The 25,369-nt window shown below is 58.5% G+C and carries 27 protein-coding genes; 9 read left to right on the top strand and 18 right to left on the bottom strand.

The annotated features are described in order from the left end of the window. Window positions 1–22: 22 nt before the first annotated feature. Together J5276_RS02885 and J5276_RS02880 are read right to left on the bottom strand one after the other, a co-directional pair. On the bottom strand, window positions 23–1,336 hold the full coding sequence (locus J5276_RS02885; RefSeq protein WP_112154068.1) for an MFS transporter: 1,314 nt from the start codon (window positions 1,334–1,336) through the stop codon (window positions 23–25). A 242-nt stretch (window positions 1,337–1,578) separates the two neighbouring features. Continuing rightward, entirely contained in the window at window positions 1,579–2,148 is a 570-nt protein-coding gene (locus J5276_RS02880) for a GNAT family N-acetyltransferase (RefSeq protein WP_112154069.1), read from the bottom strand. Window positions 2,149–2,444: 296 nt separating this feature from the next. Between J5276_RS02880 and J5276_RS02875 the strand changes: the two genes are divergently transcribed. Then, window positions 2,445–3,437, top strand: a complete 993-nt coding sequence (locus J5276_RS02875) for a glutathione S-transferase family protein (RefSeq protein WP_112154070.1) — start codon at window positions 2,445–2,447, stop codon at window positions 3,435–3,437. A 17-nt stretch (window positions 3,438–3,454) separates the two neighbouring features. Here the strand turns inward: J5276_RS02875 and J5276_RS02870 are convergent, their stop codons facing one another. Then, the gene (locus J5276_RS02870) at window positions 3,455–3,946 is read right to left on the bottom strand and encodes an NUDIX domain-containing protein (protein ID WP_003513554.1); all 492 of its coding nucleotides are present in this window, start codon (window positions 3,944–3,946) and stop codon (window positions 3,455–3,457) included. 66 nt (window positions 3,947–4,012) lie between these two features. Between J5276_RS02870 and J5276_RS02865 the strand changes: the two genes are divergently transcribed. After that, entirely contained in the window at window positions 4,013–4,963 is a 951-nt protein-coding gene (locus tag J5276_RS02865; protein ID WP_003513555.1) for a metallophosphoesterase, read from the top strand. Between the two features lie 209 nt (window positions 4,964–5,172). Here the strand turns inward: J5276_RS02865 and leuA are convergent, their stop codons facing one another. The 4 genes from leuA to J5276_RS02845 form a co-directional block, all read right to left on the bottom strand. Next, window positions 5,173–6,882 (bottom strand): 2-isopropylmalate synthase, encoded by a 1,710-nt coding sequence (gene leuA / locus J5276_RS02860; protein ID WP_111790662.1) that lies wholly within the window; start codon window positions 6,880–6,882, stop codon window positions 5,173–5,175. A 299-nt stretch (window positions 6,883–7,181) separates the two neighbouring features. Next, the gene (locus J5276_RS02855; protein WP_112154108.1) at window positions 7,182–8,369 is read right to left on the bottom strand and encodes a benzoate/H(+) symporter BenE family transporter; all 1,188 of its coding nucleotides are present in this window, start codon (window positions 8,367–8,369) and stop codon (window positions 7,182–7,184) included. A gap of 88 nt (window positions 8,370–8,457) precedes the next feature. Next, window positions 8,458–9,102, bottom strand: coding sequence for an NrsF family protein (locus tag J5276_RS02850; protein ID WP_112154071.1), 645 nt, complete (start codon window positions 9,100–9,102; stop codon window positions 8,458–8,460). Then, window positions 9,099–9,614: a sigma-70 family RNA polymerase sigma factor gene (locus J5276_RS02845; protein ID WP_003513560.1), complete on the bottom strand. Its 516-nt coding sequence runs from the start codon at window positions 9,612–9,614 to the stop codon at window positions 9,099–9,101. The genes J5276_RS02850 and J5276_RS02845 overlap by 4 nt, the downstream gene beginning before the upstream one ends. 218 nt (window positions 9,615–9,832) lie before the next feature. Here J5276_RS02845 and J5276_RS02840 point away from each other — a divergent pair, with 218 nt between their 5' ends. Beyond that, a complete protein-coding gene (locus tag J5276_RS02840; RefSeq protein ID WP_065659139.1) occupies window positions 9,833–10,081 on the top strand; it encodes a pentapeptide MXKDX repeat protein in 249 nt (82 codons plus the stop codon). Between the two features lie 116 nt (window positions 10,082–10,197). Here the strand turns inward: J5276_RS02840 and J5276_RS02835 are convergent, their stop codons facing one another. After that, on the bottom strand, window positions 10,198–10,779 hold the full coding sequence (locus tag J5276_RS02835) for an ATP-dependent Clp protease proteolytic subunit (RefSeq protein WP_003513567.1): 582 nt from the start codon (window positions 10,777–10,779) through the stop codon (window positions 10,198–10,200). Window positions 10,780–11,012: 233 nt separating this feature from the next. Between J5276_RS02835 and J5276_RS02830 the strand changes: the two genes are divergently transcribed. Continuing rightward, the gene (locus J5276_RS02830) at window positions 11,013–11,603 is read left to right on the top strand and encodes a HupE/UreJ family protein (protein ID WP_003513569.1); all 591 of its coding nucleotides are present in this window, start codon (window positions 11,013–11,015) and stop codon (window positions 11,601–11,603) included. 100 nt (window positions 11,604–11,703) lie between these two features. Beyond that, entirely contained in the window at window positions 11,704–12,459 is a 756-nt protein-coding gene (locus tag J5276_RS02825) for a DUF2076 domain-containing protein (protein WP_038491837.1), read from the top strand. A 25-nt stretch (window positions 12,460–12,484) separates the two neighbouring features. Here the strand turns inward: J5276_RS02825 and queF are convergent, their stop codons facing one another. The 4 genes from queF to J5276_RS02805 form a co-directional block, all read right to left on the bottom strand. After that, window positions 12,485–12,949, bottom strand: coding sequence for a preQ(1) synthase (gene queF / locus J5276_RS02820; protein WP_013636627.1), 465 nt, complete (start codon window positions 12,947–12,949; stop codon window positions 12,485–12,487). Window positions 12,950–12,966: 17 nt separating this feature from the next. After that, window positions 12,967–13,869 (bottom strand): cation diffusion facilitator family transporter, encoded by a 903-nt coding sequence (locus tag J5276_RS02815; protein WP_065702295.1) that lies wholly within the window; start codon window positions 13,867–13,869, stop codon window positions 12,967–12,969. A gap of 156 nt (window positions 13,870–14,025) precedes the next feature. After that, on the bottom strand, window positions 14,026–14,454 hold the full coding sequence (locus J5276_RS02810; protein WP_065659137.1) for a glyoxalase superfamily protein: 429 nt from the start codon (window positions 14,452–14,454) through the stop codon (window positions 14,026–14,028). Window positions 14,455–14,523: 69 nt separating this feature from the next. Continuing rightward, window positions 14,524–15,630 (bottom strand): branched-chain amino acid ABC transporter substrate-binding protein, encoded by a 1,107-nt coding sequence (locus J5276_RS02805; RefSeq protein WP_003513582.1) that lies wholly within the window; start codon window positions 15,628–15,630, stop codon window positions 14,524–14,526. A gap of 287 nt (window positions 15,631–15,917) precedes the next feature. On the opposite strand from J5276_RS02805, the gene J5276_RS02800 reads away from it, so the two are divergent. Beyond that, window positions 15,918–17,093 (top strand): DUF3095 domain-containing protein, encoded by a 1,176-nt coding sequence (locus tag J5276_RS02800; RefSeq protein WP_003513584.1) that lies wholly within the window; start codon window positions 15,918–15,920, stop codon window positions 17,091–17,093. A 119-nt stretch (window positions 17,094–17,212) separates the two neighbouring features. Here J5276_RS02800 and J5276_RS02795 read toward each other — a convergent pair whose 3' ends face one another. The 4 genes from J5276_RS02795 to J5276_RS02780 all read right to left on the bottom strand — a co-directional run bounded on the left by J5276_RS02795 (window position 17,213) and on the right by J5276_RS02780 (window position 21,149). Beyond that, window positions 17,213–17,536, bottom strand: coding sequence for a helix-turn-helix transcriptional regulator (locus J5276_RS02795; RefSeq protein WP_003513586.1), 324 nt, complete (start codon window positions 17,534–17,536; stop codon window positions 17,213–17,215). Window positions 17,537–18,058: 522 nt separating this feature from the next. Then, window positions 18,059–19,105, bottom strand: a complete 1,047-nt coding sequence (choV, locus tag J5276_RS02790; RefSeq protein WP_003513591.1) for a choline ABC transporter ATP-binding protein — start codon at window positions 19,103–19,105, stop codon at window positions 18,059–18,061. Beyond that, window positions 19,102–19,953 carry a choline ABC transporter permease subunit gene (choW, locus tag J5276_RS02785; RefSeq protein WP_003513593.1) on the bottom strand — a complete coding sequence of 284 codons (852 nt, stop codon included), beginning with the start codon at window positions 19,951–19,953 and terminating at the stop codon, window positions 19,102–19,104. Before choW ends, choV begins: the two co-directional genes overlap by 4 nt. Window positions 19,954–20,246: 293 nt before the next feature. Next, entirely contained in the window at window positions 20,247–21,149 is a 903-nt protein-coding gene (locus J5276_RS02780; RefSeq protein ID WP_233283658.1) for a choline ABC transporter substrate-binding protein, read from the bottom strand. A 287-nt stretch (window positions 21,150–21,436) separates the two neighbouring features. On the opposite strand from J5276_RS02780, the gene J5276_RS02775 reads away from it, so the two are divergent. From J5276_RS02775 to J5276_RS02765, 3 genes are all read left to right on the top strand, one after another. Beyond that, window positions 21,437–22,018, top strand: a complete 582-nt coding sequence (locus J5276_RS02775) for a thymidine kinase (RefSeq protein WP_111798790.1) — start codon at window positions 21,437–21,439, stop codon at window positions 22,016–22,018. A gap of 114 nt (window positions 22,019–22,132) precedes the next feature. Further along, complete coding sequence (locus J5276_RS02770) at window positions 22,133–22,585, top strand: pseudoazurin (protein WP_003513601.1); 453 nt, start codon at window positions 22,133–22,135, stop codon at window positions 22,583–22,585. Between the two features lie 238 nt (window positions 22,586–22,823). Then, a complete protein-coding gene (locus J5276_RS02765) occupies window positions 22,824–23,981 on the top strand; it encodes a DUF2333 family protein (protein ID WP_013636632.1) in 1,158 nt (385 codons plus the stop codon). A gap of 26 nt (window positions 23,982–24,007) precedes the next feature. Here J5276_RS02765 and J5276_RS02760 read toward each other — a convergent pair whose 3' ends face one another. Together J5276_RS02760 and J5276_RS02755 are read right to left on the bottom strand one after the other, a co-directional pair. After that, window positions 24,008–24,724 (bottom strand): helix-turn-helix transcriptional regulator, encoded by a 717-nt coding sequence (locus J5276_RS02760; protein WP_013636633.1) that lies wholly within the window; start codon window positions 24,722–24,724, stop codon window positions 24,008–24,010. Window positions 24,725–24,824: 100 nt separating this feature from the next. Continuing rightward, window positions 24,825–25,346 carry a TIGR00645 family protein gene (locus J5276_RS02755; protein WP_013636634.1) on the bottom strand — a complete coding sequence of 174 codons (522 nt, stop codon included), beginning with the start codon at window positions 25,344–25,346 and terminating at the stop codon, window positions 24,825–24,827. Window positions 25,347–25,369 lie beyond the last annotated feature (23 nt).

Here is a 25,369-nt window from a genome sequence, read left to right as displayed (position 1 = left end):
GAAAGCGGTTGGCGCAGCAGTGTCAGGAGAGCGCCACCCGCCGCGTTTCCGCGTTGATCATCGTTGCGGCAATCGCAGCCAGCACCAGCAGCCCGGCGAAAATGCCGATGGCGAAACCGAAGCCCTGCGCGATGGCATAACCCAGCAACGACGGCGCCAGAAGGCCGCCCAGCCTTGCCATGGCGCCCGCAGCCCCCATGCCGGTCGCACGCGATTCCGTCGGGTACAATTCGGGCGTGAAGGCGTAAAGCGCACCCCAGGTGCCAAGCAGCGCAAAGCTCATGATCAGAAGCGACGTGGCGATCATCGCGCCGCCTGTAGCGAGCGTGAAGAGCAGGCAACCGAGGGCGGACAGCAGGCAGAAACCGATCAGCGTCGGCTTGCGGCCCCATTTTTCAACGCCATAGGCGGCAAGCGCATAACCGGGGATTTGCGCCAGTGCCACCAGCACGAGGAAACCATAACCGCGCACGAAGCCGAAACCGTCTCCCGCCAGTTTTGCCGGCATCCAGGTGAAGACGCCATAATAGGAAACGGAGACAAGGAACCAGATGGCAAGGATCATGATGCTGCGCTGTCTGAGCGCCGGCGAAAATATCCCCTGCCCTTTTGAAACCTCCGGCTGAAAAAGCCCTGTCCCGGCATCAAGTGGCGCGCGGCCGTTTACCACCAGCATACGGTTGACGATGACCTTGGCTTCGTTCGATCGGCCTCTCCGCACGAGGTAAAGCGGCGATTCGGGCACCATGAACCGTAAACCCAGACCCACAACGGCTGGGAAAGCCGTAACCGCGAAAATATAACGCCAGGCATCGGCAACACCGGCAAGGCTGGCGCCCCACGCTGCAAGCGCCACGATCAGGGTTCCGATGGCCCAGAAGCCTTCCAGCATGACCAGCCAGCGGCCCCGGTTCTTTGCGGGCAGGAATTCCGCCATCATCGCATAATCCACCGGCAAGGTGCCGCCGACAGCCGCACCCGTCAGAAAGCGTAGGACAAGAAGAATGGCAAAGTTCGGCGCAAAGACGGAAAGCACACCGAACACGGCATCGCAGGCCACGGTGACGATCAACACACGGCGGCGACCGTACCGGTCCGCCAGACGCCCGAAACCGGCAGCACCTAAAAGCATGCCAAAGAAGAAGGCCGTTCCGGTTTGAAGGGCCTGCGGAACAGTCAGGCCAAACGTTAGGGCAATCGAGGCGGCGGTGAAGCCGACCGCCAGCACCTGCATGGCATCCGCTGCCCATACGAGGCCGAAAATACCCATCAACCGCCGCTGATAGGCGCCCGCACCTGCGCGTTCCAGCGCATCGTTCATGGTGATTGCCGTCATATGCTCGCCCCCGTGCCGAAATCGACTATCGAGTGCTATCGCATAGGGGAACGAAACGGAATTGAATTTTGCGAAGTACGATGCATGGTTTCAAGGCAGAACACCATCACGTCATCTTTAGCGAAATAACCGGCCAGTATATGGGCGACTCAACGCTCCGTCCCTCATTTCTGTGCCTGTCACAGGAATGAGGGAAAAGTGCGCACTGGTGAAGGGCGGGAAATCCGACGTAAAGAAATCCGTCAGCCGTAAACCCGAAGAGGCTCTTCGAAGCCGTCGTCTTCCGCCTGGGCTGCAGGCATGGCGGCCTCGCATTTGCGCCAGCCGATCTTGCCCTTCAGCCGCTGGTGCACGTCCTCACCAACAGGCACGACCAGCACCCGGTTCGGATCCACCGGGCCTGGAAAATCAAGCGCGGCGTAGGCGACCTTTTCGAAACCAAGCGGCATGTAATAGGGCGGATCGCCGATCAGAATGACGGCCTCCGAACCCTTCCGCCGGGCGGCAGCGATGGCAATCCGGACGAGTTCACGACCGATGCCCATGTTCTTGTGCGAAGGCCGCACGGCAAGCGGGCCGAGCATATGGCCTTTCACCCCACCGGCCAGAACCGGCGTCATGCGCACCGAAGCGATCGTCTCGCCATCATCGGCGCAGACGAAGGACAGCGACCGGTCATGCGGACCCTGCTCGCGAATGCGCGCGGCGGCACGGGTGTGCCGACCGGGGCCGAATGCTTCTTCGTTGATTATTTCGATGATGGCGTCGTGCGACGCGTCCTCGGTAAGGTAGACAAGATCGTGCTTGGACATGAAGAGACCGAAACTTCCAAAATGCGGATGCGACAATAGATGACGGCTGCGCCGGTAAAGGCGTTCAGGAGCGTCAGCGTCGTCGGAGCATCCGTGTTTCGATCATAATCTACGATTTCCTCAGATTTGTGAAAATCGCAATTATCAGGAAAATTCCCACCCGTCCAGAACAAATCTCGGCACTATCCCATTCAGCCCATGCGAGACCGGAAACGCATTGTTCAATGCGTCACGGGTTCGCGGCACCGCGCTAAACGGTTAGGATTGCGGTCAAGGAAACAATCAAGGAGATCGTCATGGGCATGCTGGTGGAAGGCGTATGGAAAGACGTCTGGTACGACACCAAGGAAACCAAGGGGCACTTCAAGCGCAGCGCCTCGCAATTTCGCAACTGGGTAACGGTGGATGGCGCGCCCGGGCCTTCCGGCGAAGGTGGCTTCAAGGCCGAGAAGGATCGCTACCACCTCTATGTGTCGCTCGCCTGCCCCTGGGCGCATCGCACCCTGATTTTCCGTAAACTGAAAAAGCTGGAAGACCTGATTTCCGTTTCCGTCGTCGATCCGCTGATGCTGGAAAACGGCTGGGAGTTCAGACCGCAAGGCGAACGCACTCCGGGTGCGACCGAGGACCACCTCTTCGGCTTCTCCACACTGTGGCAGGTCTATACCAAAGCGGATGCCAACTATTCGGGACGGGTGACCGTGCCGGTACTGTGGGACAAAGAACGCAGCACCATCGTCTCCAATGAATCGGCCGAAATCATCCGCATGTTCAACGTGGCCTTCAACGACCTCACCGGATCGGCGGCGGATTATTATCCCGAAGCACTGCGCGCCGACATCGATGCGCTGAACGACGTCATCTACGACACCGTCAACAACGGCGTCTACAAGGCCGGTTTCGCCACCACCCAGGATGCTTATCAGCAAAATGCCGTGAAGGTGTTTGAAACGCTTGATATGCTGGAAGACCGGCTGGAGGACAGCCGTTTCCTGTTCGGTGCAGAACAGACGGAAGCAGACTGGCGTCTCTTCACCACGCTGGTGCGATTCGACCCTGTTTATGTCGGCCACTTCAAGTGCAACATCCGCCGCATTCACGATTACCCGCATCTCACGGGTTACCTCCGCGACCTCTACCAGACACCAGGCGTGCCGGACACAGTCGACATCCGCCACATCAAGGAACATTATTACCGCAGCCACCTCACCATCAACCCGACAGGTATCGTGCCCGTTGGCCCTGAACTGGACCTTACCATGGCCCATGGCCGTGAGACGCTTGCCTGACGGCAGAGACGCCGCCGCTACCAGTAGTCGGCAATCGCCGCTTTGCCGGAAAGTTCGGCAAGGCGGCGGCGGGTGGCGGGCGTCACATTTTCCGGCAGGTCCGAGAGATCGAAAAAACCGCTTTCGGTGATTTCATGATCCGGTTTTTTCGGCGTGGTCTGGGTGACCTGAAGCCGGTAGAGCGCCACATGATCGCGGTTGCTGCCCTCCAGATTGAGGTAGACATGGACAAGCTCGGGTGTCGACGCAGCCTCGAGATTGCCTTCCTCGCGGATTTCCTTGTTGAGCGCCATCAGCAGCGTTTCGCCGCGTTCCACCCCGCCGCCGGGCAGATACCAGCCGGGCAGATAGGTATGCCGCACCAGAAAAATCCGTCCCGCATCATCGAAGCAGAGCGCACGCACACCGAGGGTGGCACCACGTGTGAACAGAAAAACGAAATGAAGCAGGCGGATAAGGATACGCGTGTGGAACGGACGGGCCTGCCGCTCGGTTCTCTCGTCATTCACCCTGGTTTCTCCTTGCCGGCAGGCTTTTATTGGACGTGCCGCATATCATAGGTTATCTCTGCCGCCATGTTCAAACTTGCGCATATTTCAGACGTCCATCTCGGGCCATTGCCAAAACTTACTTTCCGGGAACTTGCATCCAAGCGTATCACCGGTTTCGTCAACTGGCACCGCAACCGCCGCAAGCACCTTTTCACCGACACGCTGGAAAAGCTGCTCGATGATCTCGAAGCCAAATCGCCGGATCATTTGGCTATTACCGGCGATCTCGTCAATCTTGCGACAGGCATTGAAATTCGCGCCGCCGCCGACTGGCTGGAAGAAGTCGGCGACCCTGAAAAGATTTCGGTCGTTCCCGGCAATCATGACGCCTATGTTTCCGGCGCGCACGACAAGGCCATGCGCGCCTGGTATCCTTATGTGCGGGGCGATGGCGACCCGGCGGAATGGGACGATGACCGCAAGATTTTCCCCTACATGCGCGTGCGCGGTCCCGTCGCACTGATCGGCTGCTCCACCTCGATTGCAACGCCACCCTTCTCGGCCACCGGCTATTTCGGCAACCGTCAAGCACGCGCAACCGCGGAACTCTTAAAAAAAGCCGGTGAACAGGGGCTGTTCCGCGTGGTGATGATCCATCACCCACCGATCCGCGGTGCGGCGGCTGCGCACAAGCGCATGTTCGGCATTCGCCGTTTCGCGGCAGCGCTTGGCGTTGGCGGCGCCGAGCTCGTGCTGCATGGCCACACCCATTTGAACACCGTATACTGGCTGAACACTCACCACGGGCAAGAGCACATCCCGGTCGTCGGCATCGCCTCCGCCAGCCAGGGACCGGGCGGCGAAAAACCGCGCGCGGCCTATAATCTCTTCCATATTTCCGGTGGCCCCGGCACCTGGAACGTCGCCTGCGAACGCCACAGTCTCAACGACACCGGAACGGGTATCGGGCTTGAAGATATCAGGGTATTTTATGAGAATGGTAGGCCGTTGGGGTTTTCGCGGCTGGGGGGATAAACTCCGGAGTGTTGAGGTTAGAGTCTTTGGCTCACCCCCCTCCGCCCTGCCGGGCATCTCCCCCACAAGGGGGAGATCGGCAAGACGCTCTTTCGTCAATTCATTCTGAACGTTGAGATGGGCGAGACCGTGCCTCAGGTCGATCTCCCCCATTGTGGGGGAGATGTCCGGCAGGACAGAGGGGGGTAAACCCACCCTCAAACCCCCACTTACCTAGCTCGCTCTTCCAGCACCCGATTGGCCGCCGAAACAATCGCCTCCAGCGAAGCGCCAACAATATTCGTATTCACCCCGGCGCCGAACAATTTTCCGCCCGGATGCTCCATCTCGACATAGGCAATGGCGGAAGCATTGGACCCATGTTGCAGCGAATGCTCGGAATAGTCATTCACCGACAGATCGATGCCGAGATAGACCGACAGCGCATTGATGAACCCGTCGATAGGACCGGTGCCCTTGCCCTCGATGCGCTTCACCTCACCGTTATCGGTGATTTCGGCGGCGACAATGCGCACGCCCTTGAAATCGCCCGCCGGATAGGTGTGGTGATCGACGAACTTGATGCGCGCATTCGGCTGCGTCACGTAACGCTCCATGAAGCGCTCGTAGATGCGCTTGGCCGGCAGTTCCACGCCCTCTTCATCGGTGATGCGCTGGATGTCTTCGCGGAACTCCACCTGCAGGTTGCGCGGCAGGTTGATGCCGTAATCCTGCTGGAGAATATAGGCGATTCCGCCCTTGCCGGACTGCGAATTGATGCGGATGATCGCTTCGTAGGAGCGGCCGACGTCCTTCGGATCGATCGGCAGATAGGGCACTTCCCATACCGGGTGATTGGCAACCTTGATCGCCTTCATACCCTTGTTGATCGCATCCTGATGCGAGCCGGAAAACGCCGTATAGACCAGTTCGCCGACATAAGGGTGGCGCTCGGGGATCGTCATCTCGTTCGAATATTCGTAGACCGCCTTGATGCGCTCAATATCGCGGCAATCCAGCTCAGGATCGACGCCCTGCGTATACATGTTCAGCGCCAGCGTCACGACGTCGACATTGCCGGTGCGCTCGCCATTACCGAACAGCGTGCCCTCGACGCGGTCCGCACCGGCCATCAGAGCGAGCTCCGTCGCAGCGATGCCAGTGCCGCGGTCGTTGTGCGGATGCAGCGAAATGATGACGTTTTCGCGATTGTCGATATTGCGGCACATCCATTCGATCTGGTCGGCATAGATGTTCGGTGTCGCCATTTCGACAGTGGAAGGCAGGTTCAGGATCAGCTTGTTATCCGCCGTCGGCTTCACCACATCGACCACGGCATTGCAGATTTCCAGCGCCACTTCCAGCTCGGTGCCGGTAAAGCTTTCCGGAGAATATTCGAAGCGGAAACCGCCCCCGGCCTTGGCCGCCATGTCGGTGATCATCTTGGCGGCATCGACGGCAATCTGCTTGATCCCGTGCACGTCCTTGCCGAATACCACGCGGCGCTGCAATTCCGAGGTGGAGTTGTAGAAGTGGATGATCGGCTTGTTGGCGCCTTCCAGCGCTTCGAAGGTACGGGTGATCAGTTCCGGACGGCACTGCACCAGCACCTGCAGGGAAACATCCTCAGGCACATTGCCCTGCTCCACGCACCAGCGGGCAAAATCGAAGTCCGTCTGCGAAGCGGAGGGGAAACCGATCTCGATTTCCTTGAAGCCCATTTCGAGCAGCAGCTTGAACATGCGGGCCTTGCGGTCGTGGCCCATGGGGTTGACCAGCGACTGGTTGCCGTCACGCAGGTCCACCGAACACCAGATCGGCGCCTTGGTGATGGTCTTGCCCGGCCACGTGCGGTCAGGAATATTGATGGTCGGGTAAGGGCGATACTTGACGTTCGCGTCCGACATGCCTTTGGAAATATTGGTGATCTTTCCGTCCATTTCGCTTCCTCCTTGCGCATTCCGCGGGCTTCTCGAGCCATCGGCGGATGCGCGGCCCTCAAGGGCCTAAATCCAGTATAAAATGAGATTTCGAGATGAGGAGCGTTTGCGCCAGCGGGCTTTCGGCCGCCGGGCGCTCCTCACTGGACCCGGCAACCGCGTGTAAGGTCGAGGCTAAGAAGCGAGAGTGCACCGCACGGAGAGGCAATCGCAGAAATCTGCGCGCTCATGCCGGAAATGGTTGCGATGCTGTTGCTCATGGGCAAGCTTATAATCGGCGAAATATTTGGATGCAAGGGCTATTGTCTCTTCAATCCTTTTACGAAACCAGTCAAAGCCATCATCAACCCGCCACCGATCAGCCCCCAGAAGGCACCGGAGACACCGGCGAAGGAAAGGCCGGAGGCGGTGATGAGGAAGGTGATCGCCGCTGCCTCGCGTGTTTCCGGATCCTTGAAAGCCGCAACGGCAGAGCCGGAAAAGGCGCCCACCAGTGCAAGCCCCGCCACCGCCTGAATGAGGACAGGCGGCGCCAGTGCCACGAAAGCCGTGACCGCGCCCGCCAGCAGGCCGAAGACGATGTAGCCGACACCGCCGATGATCGCCGCCCAATAGCGCCGTTTCGGATCAGGATGGGCGTCCTCGCCAGCGCACATCGCCGCCGTAATCGCGGCAAGATTGACCGCATGGCCGCCGAAGGGTGCGGAAAGCAGTGAGAAGAACCCGGTCGCCGCGAAAAGCGGTCCGGGCTGCGGATCGTAGTGATTGACCTTCAGCACTGCGATACCGGGAATATTCTGCGACGCCATGGTGACTATGAAAAGCGGCAGCGCGATGGAAATGACGGCGTGCAGGCTAAAGACGGGCGTCACCCACTCCATCGGAGGCGTCAGAGATTGCGCCACACGGTCAAGCGCCCCCGACGGAATATCGACACCGAAGATCATCACCAGCACGAAAGCGGCAAGTGCCGCAGGCACGGCGAAAAGTCGTTTAAAGGCTCCCACCACGATCCAGGCAAGAATGATCGGCAATCCGAGCGCCGGGTTAAAGCCGATCGCCTTGATCGGCGCAAAACACAGGCCGATGATGACCCCGGAAAGCATGGCGTTGGCAAGTGGCGCTGGAATGGAGGCCACCGCTTTTCCGAGCGGCCGGAACAGGCCGGCAATGATGATCAATATGGCGCAGATGATGAACCCGCCCACGGCGGCCGGAAAACCGCCCTCGATCACGCCCGTGGTCGCCAGCAAGGCTGCACCGGGTGTCGACCATGCGATGCTGACGGGCATCCGCGTCGCGACTGAAAGCGCTATCGCGCAAACCCCCATCGCAACCGAAAGCGCCATCAGCCCAGACGCCGCCTCGAAATCCGTAGCACCGACAGCCTTCAGGCCCTGCAACACCACGGCGAAAGAACTGGCAAAGCCGACAAAGGCGGTCAGGCACCCCATGAACAGGCTCTGTACGGAAAAATCTTTCATCAACATGGCGGTTCCCGGATCTTCTGTTTCCCTTGAAGATCAAAAAACCCAACCGCTGGCAAGATGCCCGCAGGCTGAACAGGTACGCCTTTTACCAGCGCAGAAAACGCGAACCGGCAAAAGCGCCGATCAGGCCGGTGATGAAAATGCCAAGTGAATACCAGATCAGCACGAAAGCCATGCCGTTTTCGGTGCAGAACCAGGAATAAACCCAGGCTCCGGCTGCACCCGCCGCAATGCCCGCCACAAAACCTGCCAAGGCTGGATCAGCCGGGGCTGAGCGTTTGAGAACTGAAAAATTCGCCACGAATACCGGAAGCGCGAAAGCGACGATCAAAAACGGGCAATGCAGCGCGGACGACCCCAGAACAAGCGTCCTGTAATTGTCCGGAAAGGCAAACCCCAGCTGTACGAGCGCTATCGCCGCCATCACAACGAAAATTAGCGCAAGCCAAACGAAAAGGCAGCCGCTGTTCCCCTCGGGGCGGGTAACGCGGCCGACCGCGAAAAACGCAGTCAGGGCCAGCAGGGCGTTATAGGCGGACTTGATCCAGAAACCCAGCTCGGTCAAGGCGTCGTGCATGTCGACCCGCGGCCCGAGAATTGCAAGCATCAGCAACAGCGAAACGCCAAGCCCGGGCAGGACGGCCAGCGCCAGCCGGCGCTCCAGTGACAAGGCAGGCACGGGCTTGAGACCGCGTGCCAGTTGTTCAATGATGTCTTCCGTCTTCCTCACGTTTCGCCTCGCAACTTTGCCGCCAGCATTTTAAGCGTCCTGTGAATGCCGACCCTCGCCGCAAGCTCGGTCTGGCCGGATTTTTGGGCCGCTTCGGCGATTGACTGACCCTCGAGTTTTACCCTGCGAATGAGGTCGCGTTGCCGCTGCGGCAACTCGTCGAGCAACCGTTCCACATCCATACGTGCCGTGACCTGATCGACGGACGATCCCGCTTCCAGTGTCTCATCAAGTTCCACTTCCGAAAGCTGGCGCGCACCCCTGCCCCTGTAGTGATCGATGAGTTTGTAGCGCGCTATCGAGAAGAACCAGGCGGTAAACGGCCTTGCTCGATCATAGGTCTCGCGTTTGGCGTGAAGCGACAACAGGGTTTCCTGAACGAGATCTTCCACATCCCCCCGTGAAGCGGCCCTCATGCGCCGGTCGAAATAGGCTGTCAGCAGCCTGCGTAGGGCATGGAGCAAATGCCTGTAAGCGCCCTCGTCCCCATCGAGGGAACGCAGCATCAGCATTTTTAATGTCTCTTCCGAAAGGCTGCCTGTCATCGTCACTATCGGGTTATTCGCAATCGGCGGGATATTGTTACATAATGGCGTGAAAAGAATCTCGCCCGAATATGATGTCACAAACGCGTGAGCGTGTAACGACACACGGATCCCCACCGAATGGACAATCGTGAGCCCCGGTGCAACGCCGGCGGACATTTAATGACGTCCAGAGGAGATCTTTCATGACCCGCATTTTCACCGCCATCGCCACCGCTTCCATGCTGTCTGTTCTTTCTTTCGCAGGCATCGCCCATGCCGACGGCATGAAGACCGATATGACGAAAATGCACAACGACACCATGAAGACGCAGACGATGAAAAAAGGCGACATGTCCATGGCATCCAAAAAGGACTGCATGCACAAGGCTGACATGGAAATGAACAAGATGAAAAAAGCCGACATGATGAAGGCCTGCAACACGATGAAGTGATGCTGGCCGAACATTCAATGCACATGACCGGGAGCGGCACGTATCATCCGGCCTGAATGAAAAAAGCCCGTGCCGGTTTCCACCGGCACGGGCTCTCTCAACTAAAAATCAAAACCTTAAACTTCCGACTGGCTCTCGACGATCTTGCCGACGAGGCCGTAGCCCTTGGCTTCTTCAGCGCCGAGCCAGTAATCGCGATCGATGTCCTTGGCGATCTTTTCTTCGCTCTGGCCGGTGGCCTTGGCGAAGATCTTGATCAGGCGCTGGTTCATCTTGATGATTTCGCGGGCCTGGATTTCGATGTCGGATGCCATGCCGCGCGTGCCGCCGGAGGGCTGGTGCAGCAGGAAGCGGGTGTTCGGCAGGCAAAGACGACGTTCCTTCGGCACCGAAACATAGATCAGCGCGCCAGCGGAAGCGACCCAGCCCGTACCGATGATATAAACCTTCGGCTTGATGAACTTGATCATGTCATGGATCGAATCACCCGATTCGACATGGCCGCCCGGCGAATTGACGTAAACGCGAATGTCGTCGTCGCTGGCGGCGGCAAGTGCCACGAGCTGCGTGCAGACCTTCTGCGCCAGTTCCTGCGTGATGCCACCATAGATGAAGATCGAACGCGACTTGAAAAGATTCGCTTCCGTTTCCTTGCCGATCGGCAGTTCCTTGCTCTTGTCGTCTTCGTCTTCGTTCATCAGCGGCTCTCCAGCGTAATTCATGCATGCCCTTCGGACATAGTGCGACTTGTTACGTAAGGCAATGAGCAAAAAAGGCAAGGTTTGCGCCCCAACAATAAACATCGCCCCCGGCAGATGACGCATGGACAGCCTCTCAGGGTTCGCGGTATCGTCAGGTCCTCATTGCAGTGCCGCCGATTGCGGGAACCCCAAGATCCCCTTGCTGGCGGCGATAATCAAAAGAGGGAATCATGCTGAAAAGACTAAGCCTTGCTGCCGCAGCGCTCGGCGCCACCGCCCTGCCCGCTTTCGCCCATTTGAACCCGGAAGAACACGGCTCCTTCATGGCTGGCGTCTCCCACCCCTTCTTCGGTGCGGATCATATTCTGGCAATGGTTGCCGTCGGTCTCTGGGCATCGCAGATCGCCATGGCGCAGAATGACCGCAAGGCCCTGTGGATCGTGCCTGCCGCCTTCGTCGGCACCATGGCCATTGGTTTCCTGATGGCCGTTTATGGCATCGGCCTTCCGTTTGTCGAACCGGCCATCCTGGCCTCCGTCATCGGCCTCGGCCTGCTGGTCACGATTGCGGCAAAGCTGCCGACGGCAGCCGCTGCGGCCGTGGTCGGCGCTTTTGCCCTTTTCCACGGCCATGCCCATGGCGGTGAACTCGGCAGCGCCGGCGCCCTGCAATTCGGCATCGGTTTCATGATAGCAACCGCGATCCTGCATCTCGCAGGCATCGTGCTTGGCCTGCGCATTGCCCGTTTCGGCTCGGCCGCAAGCCGTACCGCCGGCGCGCTGACGGCAATAGCGGGCCTTTCGCTTGCCTTCGGCGGGTGACGATCATTACCGAAATTTAAAGTTTCGGCCGCTTTGAAAAGCCTGAATTTGGACCTACCTCCTTATCGTTGATTTCCGCTTCACGGTAAGGAGGCATCATATGTCACCGGAAGAAAGCCAACTTCTCAAGGCCCTGTTCGACAGGACAAAAGCCGCATCCGCCACCCCGCGCGACCGCGAGGCGGAAATATTGATCGCAGATGCCGTGCGCGATCAGCCCGCAGCCCCCTATTATCTCGCCCAGGCTGTGATCGTTCAGGAAAAGGGTCTGGAAGCGGCAGCAGCACACATCCAACAGCTCGAAGACCGCATCCATGCGCTGGAAAGCGGTAATGCGGCCCCGCAAGCAGCCGCACAGGGTGGTTTTCTGAGTTCGATCTTCGGCACCGGCCAACAGCAATCAACTGCTCCGGCGCCCGTCTCGCCACCGCCCCAGACATCATGGCGCAACGATACCGCAGGCCAGACAGCCGGTCCCTGGGGCTCACCAGCCGGCCGCGCACCTGATCAGCAGCCCGGTGGTCTCTGGAGCCAGCAACCCGCAGCAGCCGGACGCTCCGGCGGCGGTTTCCTGCAAGGCGCGCTCGGCGCTGCTGCAGGTGTTGCCGGCGGCATGCTGCTCGCCAATTCGCTGAGCGGTATTTTCGGCAACCACGCATCGTCGCTCGGCATTGGCTCGCCATTCGGCGGCGGCAATCCGCTGGGCAACAATGCACCGGTCGAAGAAACCGTCATCAACAACTACTACGGCGACAGTTCCTCCCAGCCGGACAATAGTAACGATGTCCAGCAGGCCGACTACGACGACAGCGCCGATGACGATTTCGATCAAGGCGACGACGGGTCGTTCGCCTGAACGTTTTCAACAGTGAAAAGCCGGATCAGCCGCGGCCGCGATAGGTCGGCACACCCTGATCCGGCAACCACACGCCCTCAGGCACCGGTCCGGTCTGCCAGAAAACGTCAATCGGAATACCGCCGCGCGGATACCAGTAAGCGCCGATGCGCAGCCATTTCGGCTGCAACAGCTCCACCAGCCGCCTGGCGATATAGACCGAGCAATCCTCGTGAAATGCGCCGTGGTTGCGGAAGGATTGCAGGAACAGCTTCAGCGACTTCGATTCCACCAGAAAATCACCGGCAATATAGTCGATGACGATATGGGCGAAATCTGGCTGTCCGGTCATAGGGCAAAGCGAGGTGAATTCGGGTGCTGTGAACCGCACCACATAATCGGTACCGGCATTGCCGTTCGGCACCTTTTCGAGAATTGCCTTTTCCGGGCTCTCGGGCGTATCGACCTTCGCGCCCAGCTGCGACAGGCTGGAAACATCCGTCACGGACATGGAAAACTCCTGCTTATTCAAACAATCACTTTGACGCCATGCGCCTTTTCGCCTTCCGGCTCGACGTGAATGGCAAGGCTGGCACCCGGTATGACTTCCCTTATGGCATCTTCAAGGCGGTCGCAAATATCATGCGCCTCCCGCACCGTCATCGGGGCGGGAACAACGACGTGGAAATCGATGAAGGCGGCCGAACCGGCGCGGCGGGTTCTAAGATCATGCACGCCGATGATGCCGACGGAATTTTCGGCGATCGCCTTCTTGATCGCCTCGTCTTCTTCCGGTTCCACCGCCCGGTCCATCAACCCGCCGAGCGAATGCAAAATGACCTTCGATCCCTGGAACAGGATGTTGATGGCCACCAGAATGGCGAGCAGCGGATCGAGAATGGCGTAACCCGTCAGAAGCGCCAGAACCAGACCGACCAGAACCCCTGCGGACGTTATGACATCCGACATGATATGATGACCATCCGCCTTGAGGGCTGGTGAAGCGTATTTCCGGCCGACGCGGATGAGGATTGTCGCCCAGACGGCGTTGATGACGCCCGCTGACGCGTTGATGGCAAGACCGAGAACCGGCGCTTCCGGCAGCTTCGGGTTGAAGAGACCACCCCAGGCTTCCTGCACGATCAGAAGTGCGGCGACGACGATCAGCACGCCCTCGACGACAGCCGAGATATATTCCGCCTTGTGATGGCCGAACTGGTGATCGTCATCTGCGGGCTTCTGCGCATAACGGATGACGAAATAGGCAATGAAGGCCGCAACAACGTTGACGGTCGATTCCAGACCGTCCGACAGCAGCGCTACCGACCCTGTGACCCACCACGCCACGAGCTTGAGGCCAAGCACGCCGAAAGAAAGTGGAATGCCCCAGAATGCGAGCTTCCTTACCAGTGCATTGCCTTCAGTGTTCATTTTTTGCCCCCGTGCGGATGCGAACGAATTGCAGAACTGACCGCCAAAACGCACGAACCGCGCGCACGGGGTCTCCGTGCACGCGGCTCGCTATTTGCGCTTCCTATCGTTCAAACCGCAGCCGAGGTCAAGACCCATGAGGTCACGTCGAAGACGTCACCCCTCGCTTTTCTGCTCACAGAAACGGATACGGTTGCCGAATGGATCGATGACTTCCATGACATCGCCCCAGGGCAATTCTTCGACACCAGGCTTCAGGAAGCGGTAGTCTTTGCCGACCAGCTCTTTTTGGAAGGCATGCACGCCGTGCATGGTGGCGAAGATATTGGAGCCCGGCGTCGCGTCGCCATGATGGCCGCTGAGGTGAAGCCCCATTCCGGCCCGCGAAACCTGCATGTAGAGCGGGAAGTTTTCGCCGAAGCGGTGTTCCCAGTCGACCTTGAAACCGAGAAAATCAACATAGAATTCCCGCGCCTTGGCCTCATCGAAAATTCTGAGAATCGGGAATATCCGCGCAAAGCCAATGTGAGGAAGGTTTTCCCCACCCGCCGCGCTTGCATCCCGGGCGTCCACGTCACTGCCCATTCTGCTTGCCCCTTGTCAGGCGACGGAGATGGTACCGGCCGCAACGGATGCGGCCGGTACGCCTTATCCTTATTCGGCTGCGACGATCTTGCCGTCCTGCCACTTGTAGAGCGAGAAAGCCTGCGACGACAGGTCGCCACTCTCGCCATAGGTGACCTTGCCGATCGCCGTGGCAAAAGCGTCACCGCTCTTCAGAGCCGTGATGACCGCTTCGGAATCCTTTGCGCTTCCAGCCTTCTCGATGCCGGCCTTCAGCACTTCGACGGCAGCGTAAGCGTTAAGGGTGAAGGCTTCCGCAGGAATGTTGGCGGCCTTTAGAGCTTCGGCAGCAGCCTTGGAATCTTCGTTCTTCAGGGCGTCGGAGGCGTTGGTGAAGATCGTGCCTTCACCAGCCTTGGCACCGATGTTCCAGAACTCGCTGTTCGACAGGCCGTCACCGCCGATAACGGCAGCCTTGGCGCCGATATCGTTCAACTGGCGCACCAGAAGACCGGCTTCAGGATGGTAACCGCCGAAATAGACGATATCGACATTTTCAGACTTCAGGCGGGCCGTCAGCGCGCCGAGATCCTTTTCGCCTGGTGTCAGCGCGTCATAGAGAACTTCGGTAACGCCACCGGCATTCAGCGTGGTCTTGAAGGCATCCGCCAGACCCTTACCGTAAGCGCCCTTGTCGTGAATGATGGCGACCTTCTTGTCCTTAAGCTTGGCAAGAACGTATTTCGCCGCAACTTCTGCCTGCTGGTCGTCCCGACCGCAAGTGCGGAAAACATTGGTAAGGCCACGGTTCGTCAGGCCCGGCGAGGTCGCCGTGGGGGTGATCATCAGGACACCGTTTTCAGCAAACACGTCCGATGCCGGAATGGCAACGCCTGACGTGACCGGACCGACGACGAAATGGATGCCTTCGGCAACCAGCTGGTTTGCGGCCGACACACCCTGCTTCGGCTCGCCGCCATCGTCTGCAAGCTTCAGAACGACCTGCTCTCCGAGAATGCCGCCCTTCTTGTTGATTTCATTGACTGCCGTCTGGGCGCCGTTCTTGACCTGGTCGCCATAGGCGGCGACGGGACCGGTAAGCGGCGCAATCAGGCCGATGACGATTTCGGCATGGGCAAGCGGTGCGAATGCGAAGGACGCTGCAAGCGTCACGCTGGTCAATGTCTTCAGTTTCATCCTGGTGTCTCCTTGGAAATGGGGTCTCAGCCCCGATGAGCGCCTTGGGCGCCGACCGAATGAAACTTCGCGGACGCCTCCCGGCGAAAACCCGTTCCATTTTTGAATTCCGAGCCTTCATTTCAACTCATACGGAAGGTTTGATGGCTTATGCAAGTCACCTTTGCTGGATAAGGTCTATTCGCGGTAAATCTATCGTCAGGCCAGCCTCGATCGTGTCATCGAAACGGGCGAGCGCAACGGCGTAAACGCTTGGCGTTTGGTCGCCGCAGGAGGATAATGGCGGCATGATAACAGCAGATGACGAATTTCTGACGGGTCTGCCCGTCTTCCGACATTTCGAGGACGTGGCCGACCCGGCGCTTTATCGCGCCCTGCCGCCGGGATGGGCGCTGGCCATTGCCGATATCATCGATTCGACAGGGGCGATCGGCACCGGCAGATATAAGTCCGTCAACATGGCGGGCGCTGCGGTCATCTCAGGCATATCGAACAGCCTCGGGCGTCACGACCTGCCCTTCGTGTTCGGTGGCGATGGAGCCGCCGTTGCGGTGCCACCGAACGGGATATCCCTTGCGCGCACCGCCCTTTCGAACGTGCAGCGCTGGGTGAAGGACGATCTCGATCTTTCGATGCGTGTGGCGCTTGTTCCGGTGGAGGACATACGCAACAACGGCTTCGATGTGCGCGTCGCGCGCTTTCAGGCAAGCGAGGATGTTTCCTACGCCATGTTTTCGGGCGGCGGCAACAGCTGGGCCGAGGCGCGGATGAAGGAGGGGCAATATGCCCTGCCTACGGTTGCGACAGGCGGTCGGCCGGACCTGACCGGCCTTTCATGCCGCTGGAACCCCATTCCGGCGACCCATGGCAAGGTAGTGTCGATCATCGCCATGCCGGGACCCTCACTGGATATGCCGGCATTCCGCCAGCTGGTCATCGATCTCGTCGATCTGGCCACGCAGGACGCAAGACAAGGCCACCCCGTACCGGAGGATGGGCCGAAACTGGGCTTCGTGCGGGAAGGCCTCGGTCTGGAAGCCAGGGCAGGTGCGGCCTATCACGATAGCTGGGGCAAGGTGCGCCGTTCGCTGCGCATTCTCGGCGAGAGCTTCCTCGTGAATTTCCTCGGCATGACGGGATTGTCGCTCGGACGGTTTAATGCGGATCGCTATCGTCGCTCGGTTGCCAGCAACACCGATTTCCGGAAATTCGACGATGGCCTGAAAATGACGGTTGATATCGACGCCGAGAGGCTCGAAAAGATCCGTGCGCGGCTGGAGCTGGGGCGCCTTTCCGGCACCTGCTATTTCGGCCTGCACGAGCAGGACGCCGCATTGATGACCTGTATCGTGCCCTCCCCGCTTTCGAAGGACCATATGCATTTCGTCGATGGTGCCGACGGTGGATATGCGGCTGCGGCAAGCCGCCTAAAGCAACAGATACAGGCTGCGTCTTCGCCCTGAGTGGCGCGGGCGACTTTTCACCGCATTACATGCGAGCCACACGCCAAAAAAAGAAAAAACCGGCGTCATGCGCCGGTTTCAACGGAATGGCACCGCCGGGCCGTGGGATGGCCGTTAGATCAAGCGGCAGCAGTCTTGCTGCTCTTCTGCACCTGGCAATAAATCTCCTCGAGGGAAGCGAGGATTTTTTTGACGGATTCGGAATTGCTGGAATAATAGATGGTCTGAGCATCCCGTCTTGTTTTCACCAGCCGCTGGGCGCGCAATTTCGAAAGATGTTGCGAGAGCGCGGACTGGCTGAGACCAACTTGGGAGGCGAGAACACCGACCGGCACTTCCGTATCCACCAGCGTGCACAAGATCATCAGGCGCTTGGGATTTGCCATCGCTGAGAGCAAGTCTGCAGCGGCGATGCTATGTTCCGACAGAGATTGGTTATCCATACGCTCAAGTCTCCTGATGACAGTCGGAAAGACCGTCATGGTGGCTATTATAGGTGGTCCAAAAGGTGTTTTTTATAATTCAGTCGATACGTTGTATATACCTAAATCTTGCTTATATCGTGTCCCCCTCCAAGACTATTCTTCATTGATCATTTACCTGGACATCTTGATCAAATTTTCAGACTTTCGCCTGTTTTTCGTCATTTTAGCAACAAACTGCTACATTCTCAGTAGTATTTGGAGCAAAAAACAATCAAAAATTGAGCACACAAATCTTGTCTTCCAATGTCTGGCTTCGTGACCACTACCTTACACCACCTTAAATTTAGCAAGGAGGTACAGAATCTAGTTTTACTTTGCGCAATTTTCTCAAAGTTTGCAATATGCTTTTTATTCGTAATTATTTTAATGCATAACTTATAATGTCTTGGGTATTCTTTTTCTTTATACCAGCATTAGGTAATACAAAAAGGCCTTCCGGGGAGGAAGGCCTTTCGTTTTCTCGACCAATGCGAGTGTTTCTCATTTCTTGCGGTGGCGAGTGAGGCCTGTCACAATTTCGTCTGCGGAAATCGTGCCTATAATTGCGCCATTATCGACAACACCGATCGCGCCGGAATGTTTCGAGAGCGCATCGAGGATATCGATAAGCGGCGATGTCGGACGGGCGGTGGCGGCCACATTCAACCGGCCGTTTTGTTCGTCCACGCCTGGCTTCATCACGTCCGCGGCGGTCAACATGGAAATCGGGTTCATGTTCTGCACGAAATCCGCGACATATTGCGTAGCCGGTTGCTTGACGATCTGCTGCGGCGTGCCGCACTGGATGATACGCCCGCCCTCCATCATGGCGATGCGGTTGCCGATGCGGAATGCCTCGTCCAGATCGTGACTGACGAAGAGGATGGTTTTCTTCAACCGGCTCTGGAACTCCAGAAGTTCGTCCTGAAGGCGGCTTCTTATGAGCGGGTCGAGCGCCGAGAACGGCTCGTCCATCAAGAGAATGGGCGCTCCGGTTGCGAAGGCGCGCGCCAGCCCCACGCGCTGCTGCATGCCGCCGGAAAGCTCCCCCACCTTGCGGTCAGCCCAGGCGGACAGGTTCACCAGCTCAAGCTGCTCGGCCACCATGCGCTTGCGCTCGGCTTCCGGCGTCCCGGAAAGCTCCAGCCCGAAACCGACATTGTCGGCAACGTTTCGCCAGGGCAGCAGGCCGAATTGCTGGAAGACCATCGAAACCGTATGCATGCGCAGATCGCGCAGCGCCTTCGCCGTCGCCCGATAGGGATCGACAAAACCGGACGCCGTCTTCACGCTGACATTGCCGCGCACCACAGGCGCAAGGCCGTTAACGGCCCTGAGCAGCGTCGATTTACCGGAGCCCGAAAGCCCCATGAGCACGAGTATCTCGCCCTCATTTACCGAAAGCGAGGCATTCGCAACGCCGAGGACCAGTCCGGTCTGCTCGTTGATCTCGTCACGCGTGCTGCCCTTGTCGATCAGCGCCAGCGCCGCCTCGGGCCGGTCGCCGAAGACGATATCGACATTTCCGAAGATGATTGCATCACTCATAGATCATGCTCCGTGCCGGGAAGGCGGAAAAGTCGGTCGAGAACGATCGCCAATATGACGATGCACAACCCAGCTTCGAAGCCCATGGCGATGTTGACGGTGTTCAATGCGCGTACCACCGGCACCCCTAGGCCGTTGGCGCCGACGAGGGCGGAGATGACCACCATCGAAAGCGAAAGCATGATCGTCTGGGTAAGACCTGCCATGATCTGCGGCGCAGCGAAGGGAAGCTCCACCTTGCGCAGAACCTGCGACGGCGTGGCACCGAAGGCGATGGCCGCTTCTACCAGCGCCGGCGGCGTCGAAACGATGCCGAGACGGGTCAGGCGCACGGGCGCGGGAATTGCGAAGATGACGGTGGCGATAAGCCCGGGAACCATGCCGAGGCCGAACAGCACTAGCGCCGGAATGAGATAGACGAAGGTCGGAATGGTCTGCATCAAATCCAGCACCGGGCGCATGCCGGCATAGATCCATTTGCGCCGCGCCGCCAGTATTCCAAGCGGTATGCCGATGATCATGCAGACCGCGCTGGAGGCGAGAACGAGCGCCAGCGTTTCCGTCGTCGCCTTCCAGTACCCCAGATTGATGATGAACAGCAGACCAAGCGCCGTAAAGACCGGCATGCCGACCGACCGCCTTGTCCAGGCTGAAAGAGCCGTCACAATCGCGACGATGACCAGCGGATGCGGCGCCTGCAAAACGTAAAGCAGGGCGTTAATGACGCTTTGGAAAATGAAAGAAAGCCAATCGAAGAAAAAAGCGAGATTGCCGGTCAGCCAGTCAATGGCCTCCTTGGCATATCGGCCGACGGGCAGGCGGTTTTCAGGAGCGCTGAGCCATTCCACGGTAAGACAAGACCTTTCGTGAACCAGAGCAATTCCAGTAAAAATGCGTAACGGTTTTGGGCCCGGAATTGCAAAAAAATAAGAAGAACAGGCATTGAAGGTGATCCCGTTTCACCGGAAATGCCGCTAATGCAGAAACGACGGCCGGCAACAGCATTGCCGGACACCGGGATCGCGCGTGACCCCGGATGCGAGAAAAATTCGCGGACCGAGATCATGCAAAGGACATCGTAATTTCCTGCAGTATCCGGCCTGTTTAAAAGGTTAGGCCGGATACATGCGTTGTCTGCAACCTAGAGGCCCAAGGCCTTCTTGACGGCGGGCAAGGCGTCAGCGCTGCCATCCTTGGTCTTGACGTTGGCAAGCCAGGGTTCGATCGCGGCCGGGTTGGCCTTCAGCCAGGCAGTCGCCGCCGCTTCGCCCTCGAGGCCATCATTCAGGATCTTGCCCATGATCTCGTTTTCCATGGGCAGGGAGAATTCCAGGTTCTTGAGAAAGACGCCAACATTCGGGCATTCCTCGGTGTAACCCTTGCGGACATTGGTGTAGATCGTCGCACCGCCGAGATTGGGGCCGAAAACCTCGTCACCGCCGGTCAGATAGGTCAGCTTGAAATTCGTATTCATGGGATGCGGTTCCCAGCCGAGGAACACGATCGGTTCGCCGGATTTCCCCGCGCGGGCAACCTGCGACAGCATGCCCTGTTCGGAGGATTCTACCACCTCGAAACTCTTCAGCCCGAAGGTGTCCTTGGCGACCATGTCGAGGATCAGGCGGTTGCCGTCATTGCCGGGCTCGATGCCGTAGATCTTGCCGCCGAGATCGCCGCTATGGGCCGCGATATCCTTGAAATCCTTGATGCCGAGTTCAGCACCCTTGGCATTGGTCGCCAGCGTGTATTTGGCACCGGTCAGGTTTTCACGCAGCGTTTCAACCGACTTGTCATCGCGGTAAGGCGCGATATCGCCTTCCATGGTCGGCATCCAGTTGCCGAGGAAGACGTCGATGTCCTTGTTTTTCAGGGATGTATAGGTAACGGGCACCGAGAGAAGCTTGACGTCGGTTTCATAACCGAGGCTCTTCAGCAGCACCGTGGCAGTCGCTGTGGTGGCAGTGATGTCGGTCCAGCCCACATCGGAAAAACGAACCTTGCCACAACTTGCCGGCTCCGCAGCGCCGGCTGCATTGAACGTCATGACGGAGATTGCTGCGGCCAAAGCCAGACAGCGACTTCTATTTGCAAACATCGCTTGCTCCCTTTTTTTCGTTCCCTTGCCATTATCAATATCTGCCGGATACAATCAACTCGCGTGCATTTGCGTGCTTTGGCCCGCCGTTTGCGACACGACGATGAAAATCTCCGGCCTTTTAGTCCGCGATACGGACAGCTGCGGCATGCGGAAATCTGTGTTTTTCCCGTTGCGGCACTTTTCAACCCGACCCTTCGCCGTCAAAAGACGCGAAGGTGTACAGGGAGTGGACGATGGCAAAACTCTATTTCAATTATGCGGCGATGAACGCCGGCAAGTCGACCATGTTGTTACAGGCATCCTATAATTATCACGAGCGCGGCATGCGCACGTTGATTTTCACGGCCGCCTTTGACAACCGGGCCGGCTTCGGCCGGGTCGCGTCGCGCATCGGCCTGTCGTCCGACGCACGGACCTTCGACGCAAACACCGATATCTTCTCCGAAGTGGAGGCCCTGCATGCCGAAGCGCCCGTTGCCTGCGTTTTCATCGATGAAGCCAACTTCCTGTCCGAACACCATGTCTGGCAGCTTGCCGGTATTGCCGACCGGTTGAACATTCCGGTGATGGCCTACGGCCTGCGCACGGATTTTCAGGGCAAGCTTTTCCCGGCCTCCAGGGAACTGCTCGCCATTGCCGACGAGCTTCGCGAAATCCGCACCATCTGCCATTGCGGCCGCAAGGCGACGATGGTCGCCCGTTTCGACAATGAAGGAAATGTGGTCAAGGAAGGCGCGCAGATCGATGTCGGCGGCAACGAAAAATACGTCTCCTTCTGCCGCCGCCACTGGGTCGAAACGGTCAAGGGCGACTGACCGTCTGCGGCCGGTTGCCGCATTTGATTTTTCGCAAGGATGGCTCCCCTGCTCCTGCGCTAAGACCATGCGGACACATTCGCGTGGATGTGCTTTCTCTCAGGAGCAAAAGATATGCACAACAAAACTGCCACCGTCGCCAGCCTTGCCATCGCTGCTGCCCTCCTTGCCTTTCCCGCCCTGTCGGCCGAAATCGAGGTGAAGATGCTCAACAAGGGCAGCGATGGCCAGGCGATGGTCTTTGAACCGGCAACCGTCAAGGCAGCTGTCGGCGACGTCATTTCCTTCGTGCCCGTCGACAAGGGTCATGATGCGGCTGCCGTCAAGGAAATGCTTCCCGAGGGCGTTGCGGACTTCAAGGGCAAGATGAACGAGACGGTGAAACTGACCGTCGAGAAGGACGGTGCATACGTCGTCAAATGCACGCCGCATCTCGGCATGGGCATGGTCGCCCTCGTTGTGGTCGGCGATGCCGCACCGGCCAATCTCGATGCCATAAAGACCGGCAAGCTGCCGAAAAAGGCGCGGGAGCGGCTGGACGCCGAAATTGCCAAACTCGGTCTGTAACCGCCTGTCACCTTGTCCAGGCGATACATGCTCCACGCGTAGTTCCGGAACACGGGAACGACCCGCGCGGACCGCAGGTTGAGAAAAGTTTCGCAATCATGTTGTATCCCCGTGGGTAGGGACATATCTGGAAGACAGTAAACGACCGCGGTTGTTGCGAAGCGCCAAAAGGCGCATGGCCGAACCGCGGTTGTTCCTTCCGGCGTTCAGCCCCACGGGCAGAGGAGACTATGACGACATGATCGACCGGATAACCGCTTTGATTCAGGCAGCCTTCAACGCCATCGGCAAGGCCGCCGGTCTCGTCGTCGCCTGGCTTCTGTGGCCTTTCATGGCCGCCCACGGCTGGTATCGCGACCGCAACTGGATCATCAAGGGTCCGATCGCTCTGGTGCTCATCCTTCTGGCCGGCTTTTACGGATACTTCTTCTGGCAAACGCAGGTCTGGACGAATTTCGACCCGGATTATATTTCCCGTTACAAGCTTGCCGAACGCACGGTGCCGCCCGGGCAGGAATTGCCGGCCGCAACACCCACGGCCGCCGCCGGCGCCACCGGTGCTGCGGCAAACACCTCCGCACCGGTATGCCAGCGCTCGGCTATCGTCGATGCTGCCGCCGATCTCACCGATTTCAACGTCAATCAGAATGCATGGATTTCCTCCATGCTGCTCTATCGTCTCGGCCTTTTCGGCATGGACTGGGACAGCACGCCATTTCTGGACAACAAGGCGTCCTTCCAGCGCGGCGTGAACCAGGCGGTGCGCCGCACCGCGGTGGAACTGGTGGATACGCTCGGTCGCGTTCGCGGAACCTCCGGTATCAACAACAATCTCCAGGAAGCGCGCGGGAACATGCAGTTCAGCGAATATTCCTGGTATTTCGGCCTCGATCCGTTTGGCCCCAAAACACCGACACCGAGCTACTATCGCGCCGCCATCCGCAGCTTCCAGGCATTTAACGGTGAACTCACCGCCTGCAAGGCCGTCTTCGATACCCGCGCCGATAACCTCATCCAGTTCATCGACCGCATTGCCGGCGATATCGGCTCGACATCGGCCATTCTGCGCGAGCGTTCGGAAAACTATAATGGCGGCTGGTTCGACACTCGCGCCGACGACCGTTTCTGGTTCGCCTATGGCCAGCTCTATGGTTATTACGGCGTGCTGTCGGCAGCCGGATCGGACTTCGCGCAGGTTATTCGCGAACGCAATCTGACCAATCTGTGGAATGACACCCTGGGGCAGACCCGTGCGGCGCTACGCATCCAGCCGGCAATCATTTCCAACGGCGACGAAAGCGGTTGGATCATGCCCTCGCACCTTGCCACCATGGGATTTTACGTTCTGCGCGTTCGCTCCAACCTCGTCGAGCTCCGCTCCGTTCTCGACAGGTAAGTCAACGGCTTGGACCGGCATGAAAATCAGCTTATCAGGCCAAGGCGTATTGTCTTGGCCACCAGCTGCGCGCGGTTGACGCAATCCAGCTTGCGAATGGCGTTGTTCATATAGGTATTGACGGTGTGCTCCGAGATGGACAGAAGCTCGGCAATCTCCACGGAGGTCTTGCCCTGCGCAGTCCAGCGAACCACGTCGAGTTCCCGCTTCGTCAGTGGTGAGGGGAGTTTTGAGCCTGCACGACAAAGCCGGTCATAGGCCTCCAGGGCGTGAAGGGCGATCATGCACAGCTCGTTCAGCGAACCCTGCGACAGGACATCGCAATCGCCCGCGAAATTCATCAGATGCCGGTTTCCGTCCATGCCGTTCACCGGCACCAGAAGACCGGAAGTGATTCCCATGCCTCGCAGCAGGGTTGAGACTTCCAGCAGCGAGCCGCAGTTGATGTCCTTATCGTCAAGAGACCAGTATTGCGGCATCATCGATGAAGCGCCGCGCTTTATGACGGGACAATCTGCAAGTTCACCGTCCCGGGTCATCGCATTCACCACCCACACCGGCAGGCTGCTTTCCACCACTATCGGCAGGGCATAGGCATTGCGAATGCTCGGCAGCTTCAGCAAGGTCACGTAGGAATAACTGAACGCCTGCATCACCTGCTGTAGCGCCGCCAGCCATTGGGGTCTGTCAATGGCAGCCGAAAGGTCGCGGCAAAGTCTGGCCTGGCGTTCCGTCTTTGGCATTCAAGCGCCACCCGGCGGTGGGCGCAGGACACCCAGAAGCGACGACCAGGCGGCATGGGCAAACAGTGTTGCAACCTTCATATCGGACGGACCACCTTGACTAAAGTGCCGGTTTTTCGGGTTTATCCTTCGGCTTGGCCATCAGTTTCTCCAGGAAACCGAGCATGACCGCCGAGACGACAAAGGCCAGATGGATGATGGTGAACCACATCAACTGGCTATCCGTATACTGACTGGCGTTGAGGAATATCTGTAGCAGGTGGATCGACGAAATCGCCACAATCGACGATGCGACCTTGATTTTCAGGCTGCCGGCATCAAGCTTGCCCAGAAACGAAACCTCGTCATCCGCCTCATCGAAACGGCTGACGAAATTCTCATAGCCGGAGATCATCACCATGACGATAAGGCTCGCGACCAGTGCCGCATCGATCAGCCCGAGCATGGCGAGGATCATGTCCGATTCGTCGTAAGTGAAAACGTTTTTGGCGACCTTCAGGAACTTCAGCACGAAGGAAAATGCATAAACCGCCAGCGCCGCAACGAGCCCGAGATAAAACACGACAAGCAGCCAGCGGCTGGAGAGAATGATCCGCTCGACGAGCAGTTCAAGTGACTTCATTTCCGTATCCGATTACTTTTTTG

Origin of the sequence: Agrobacterium sp. S7/73 (genome assembly GCF_019355535.1) — a bacterium.
Lineage (GTDB): Bacteria > Pseudomonadota > Alphaproteobacteria > Rhizobiales > Rhizobiaceae > Agrobacterium > Agrobacterium tumefaciens.
The sequence above is the reverse complement of the archived record's forward strand: the minus strand, read 5'-3'. Positions and strand labels throughout refer to the sequence as shown.

Excerpts from the sequence above, each read along its gene's own strand:
- J5276_RS02885 (WP_112154068.1), bottom strand. The coding sequence starts at position 1,336 with ATGACGGCAATCACCATGAACGATGCGCTGGAACGCGCAGGTGCGGGC.
- J5276_RS02880 (WP_112154069.1), bottom strand. The coding sequence starts at position 2,148 with ATGTCCAAGCACGATCTTGTCTACCTTACCGAGGACGCGTCGCACGAC.
- J5276_RS02875 (WP_112154070.1), top strand. The coding sequence starts at position 2,445 with ATGGGCATGCTGGTGGAAGGCGTATGGAAAGACGTCTGGTACGACACC.
- J5276_RS02865 (WP_003513555.1), top strand. The coding sequence starts at position 4,013 with ATGTTCAAACTTGCGCATATTTCAGACGTCCATCTCGGGCCATTGCCA.
- leuA (WP_111790662.1), bottom strand. The coding sequence starts at position 6,882 with ATGGACGGAAAGATCACCAATATTTCCAAAGGCATGTCGGACGCGAAC.
- J5276_RS02845 (WP_003513560.1), bottom strand. The coding sequence starts at position 9,614 with ATGCTGATGCTGCGTTCCCTCGATGGGGACGAGGGCGCTTACAGGCAT.
- J5276_RS02840 (WP_065659139.1), top strand. The coding sequence starts at position 9,833 with ATGACCCGCATTTTCACCGCCATCGCCACCGCTTCCATGCTGTCTGTT.
- J5276_RS02835 (WP_003513567.1), bottom strand. The coding sequence starts at position 10,779 with ATGAACGAAGACGAAGACGACAAGAGCAAGGAACTGCCGATCGGCAAG.
- J5276_RS02830 (WP_003513569.1), top strand. The coding sequence starts at position 11,013 with ATGCTGAAAAGACTAAGCCTTGCTGCCGCAGCGCTCGGCGCCACCGCC.
- J5276_RS02825 (WP_038491837.1), top strand. The coding sequence starts at position 11,704 with ATGTCACCGGAAGAAAGCCAACTTCTCAAGGCCCTGTTCGACAGGACA.
- queF (WP_013636627.1), bottom strand. The coding sequence starts at position 12,949 with ATGTCCGTGACGGATGTTTCCAGCCTGTCGCAGCTGGGCGCGAAGGTC.
- J5276_RS02815 (WP_065702295.1), bottom strand. The coding sequence starts at position 13,869 with ATGAACACTGAAGGCAATGCACTGGTAAGGAAGCTCGCATTCTGGGGC.
- J5276_RS02810 (WP_065659137.1), bottom strand. The coding sequence starts at position 14,454 with ATGGGCAGTGACGTGGACGCCCGGGATGCAAGCGCGGCGGGTGGGGAA.
- J5276_RS02805 (WP_003513582.1), bottom strand. The coding sequence starts at position 15,630 with ATGAAACTGAAGACATTGACCAGCGTGACGCTTGCAGCGTCCTTCGCA.
- J5276_RS02800 (WP_003513584.1), top strand. The coding sequence starts at position 15,918 with ATGATAACAGCAGATGACGAATTTCTGACGGGTCTGCCCGTCTTCCGA.
- J5276_RS02795 (WP_003513586.1), bottom strand. The coding sequence starts at position 17,536 with ATGGATAACCAATCTCTGTCGGAACATAGCATCGCCGCTGCAGACTTG.
- choV (WP_003513591.1), bottom strand. The coding sequence starts at position 19,105 with ATGAGTGATGCAATCATCTTCGGAAATGTCGATATCGTCTTCGGCGAC.
- J5276_RS02780 (WP_233283658.1), bottom strand. The coding sequence starts at position 21,149 with ATGACGTTCAATGCAGCCGGCGCTGCGGAGCCGGCAAGTTGTGGCAAG.
- J5276_RS02775 (WP_111798790.1), top strand. The coding sequence starts at position 21,437 with ATGGCAAAACTCTATTTCAATTATGCGGCGATGAACGCCGGCAAGTCG.
- J5276_RS02770 (WP_003513601.1), top strand. The coding sequence starts at position 22,133 with ATGCACAACAAAACTGCCACCGTCGCCAGCCTTGCCATCGCTGCTGCC.
- J5276_RS02765 (WP_013636632.1), top strand. The coding sequence starts at position 22,824 with ATGATCGACCGGATAACCGCTTTGATTCAGGCAGCCTTCAACGCCATC.
- J5276_RS02760 (WP_013636633.1), bottom strand. The coding sequence starts at position 24,724 with ATGCCAAAGACGGAACGCCAGGCCAGACTTTGCCGCGACCTTTCGGCT.
- J5276_RS02755 (WP_013636634.1), bottom strand. The coding sequence starts at position 25,346 with ATGAAGTCACTTGAACTGCTCGTCGAGCGGATCATTCTCTCCAGCCGC.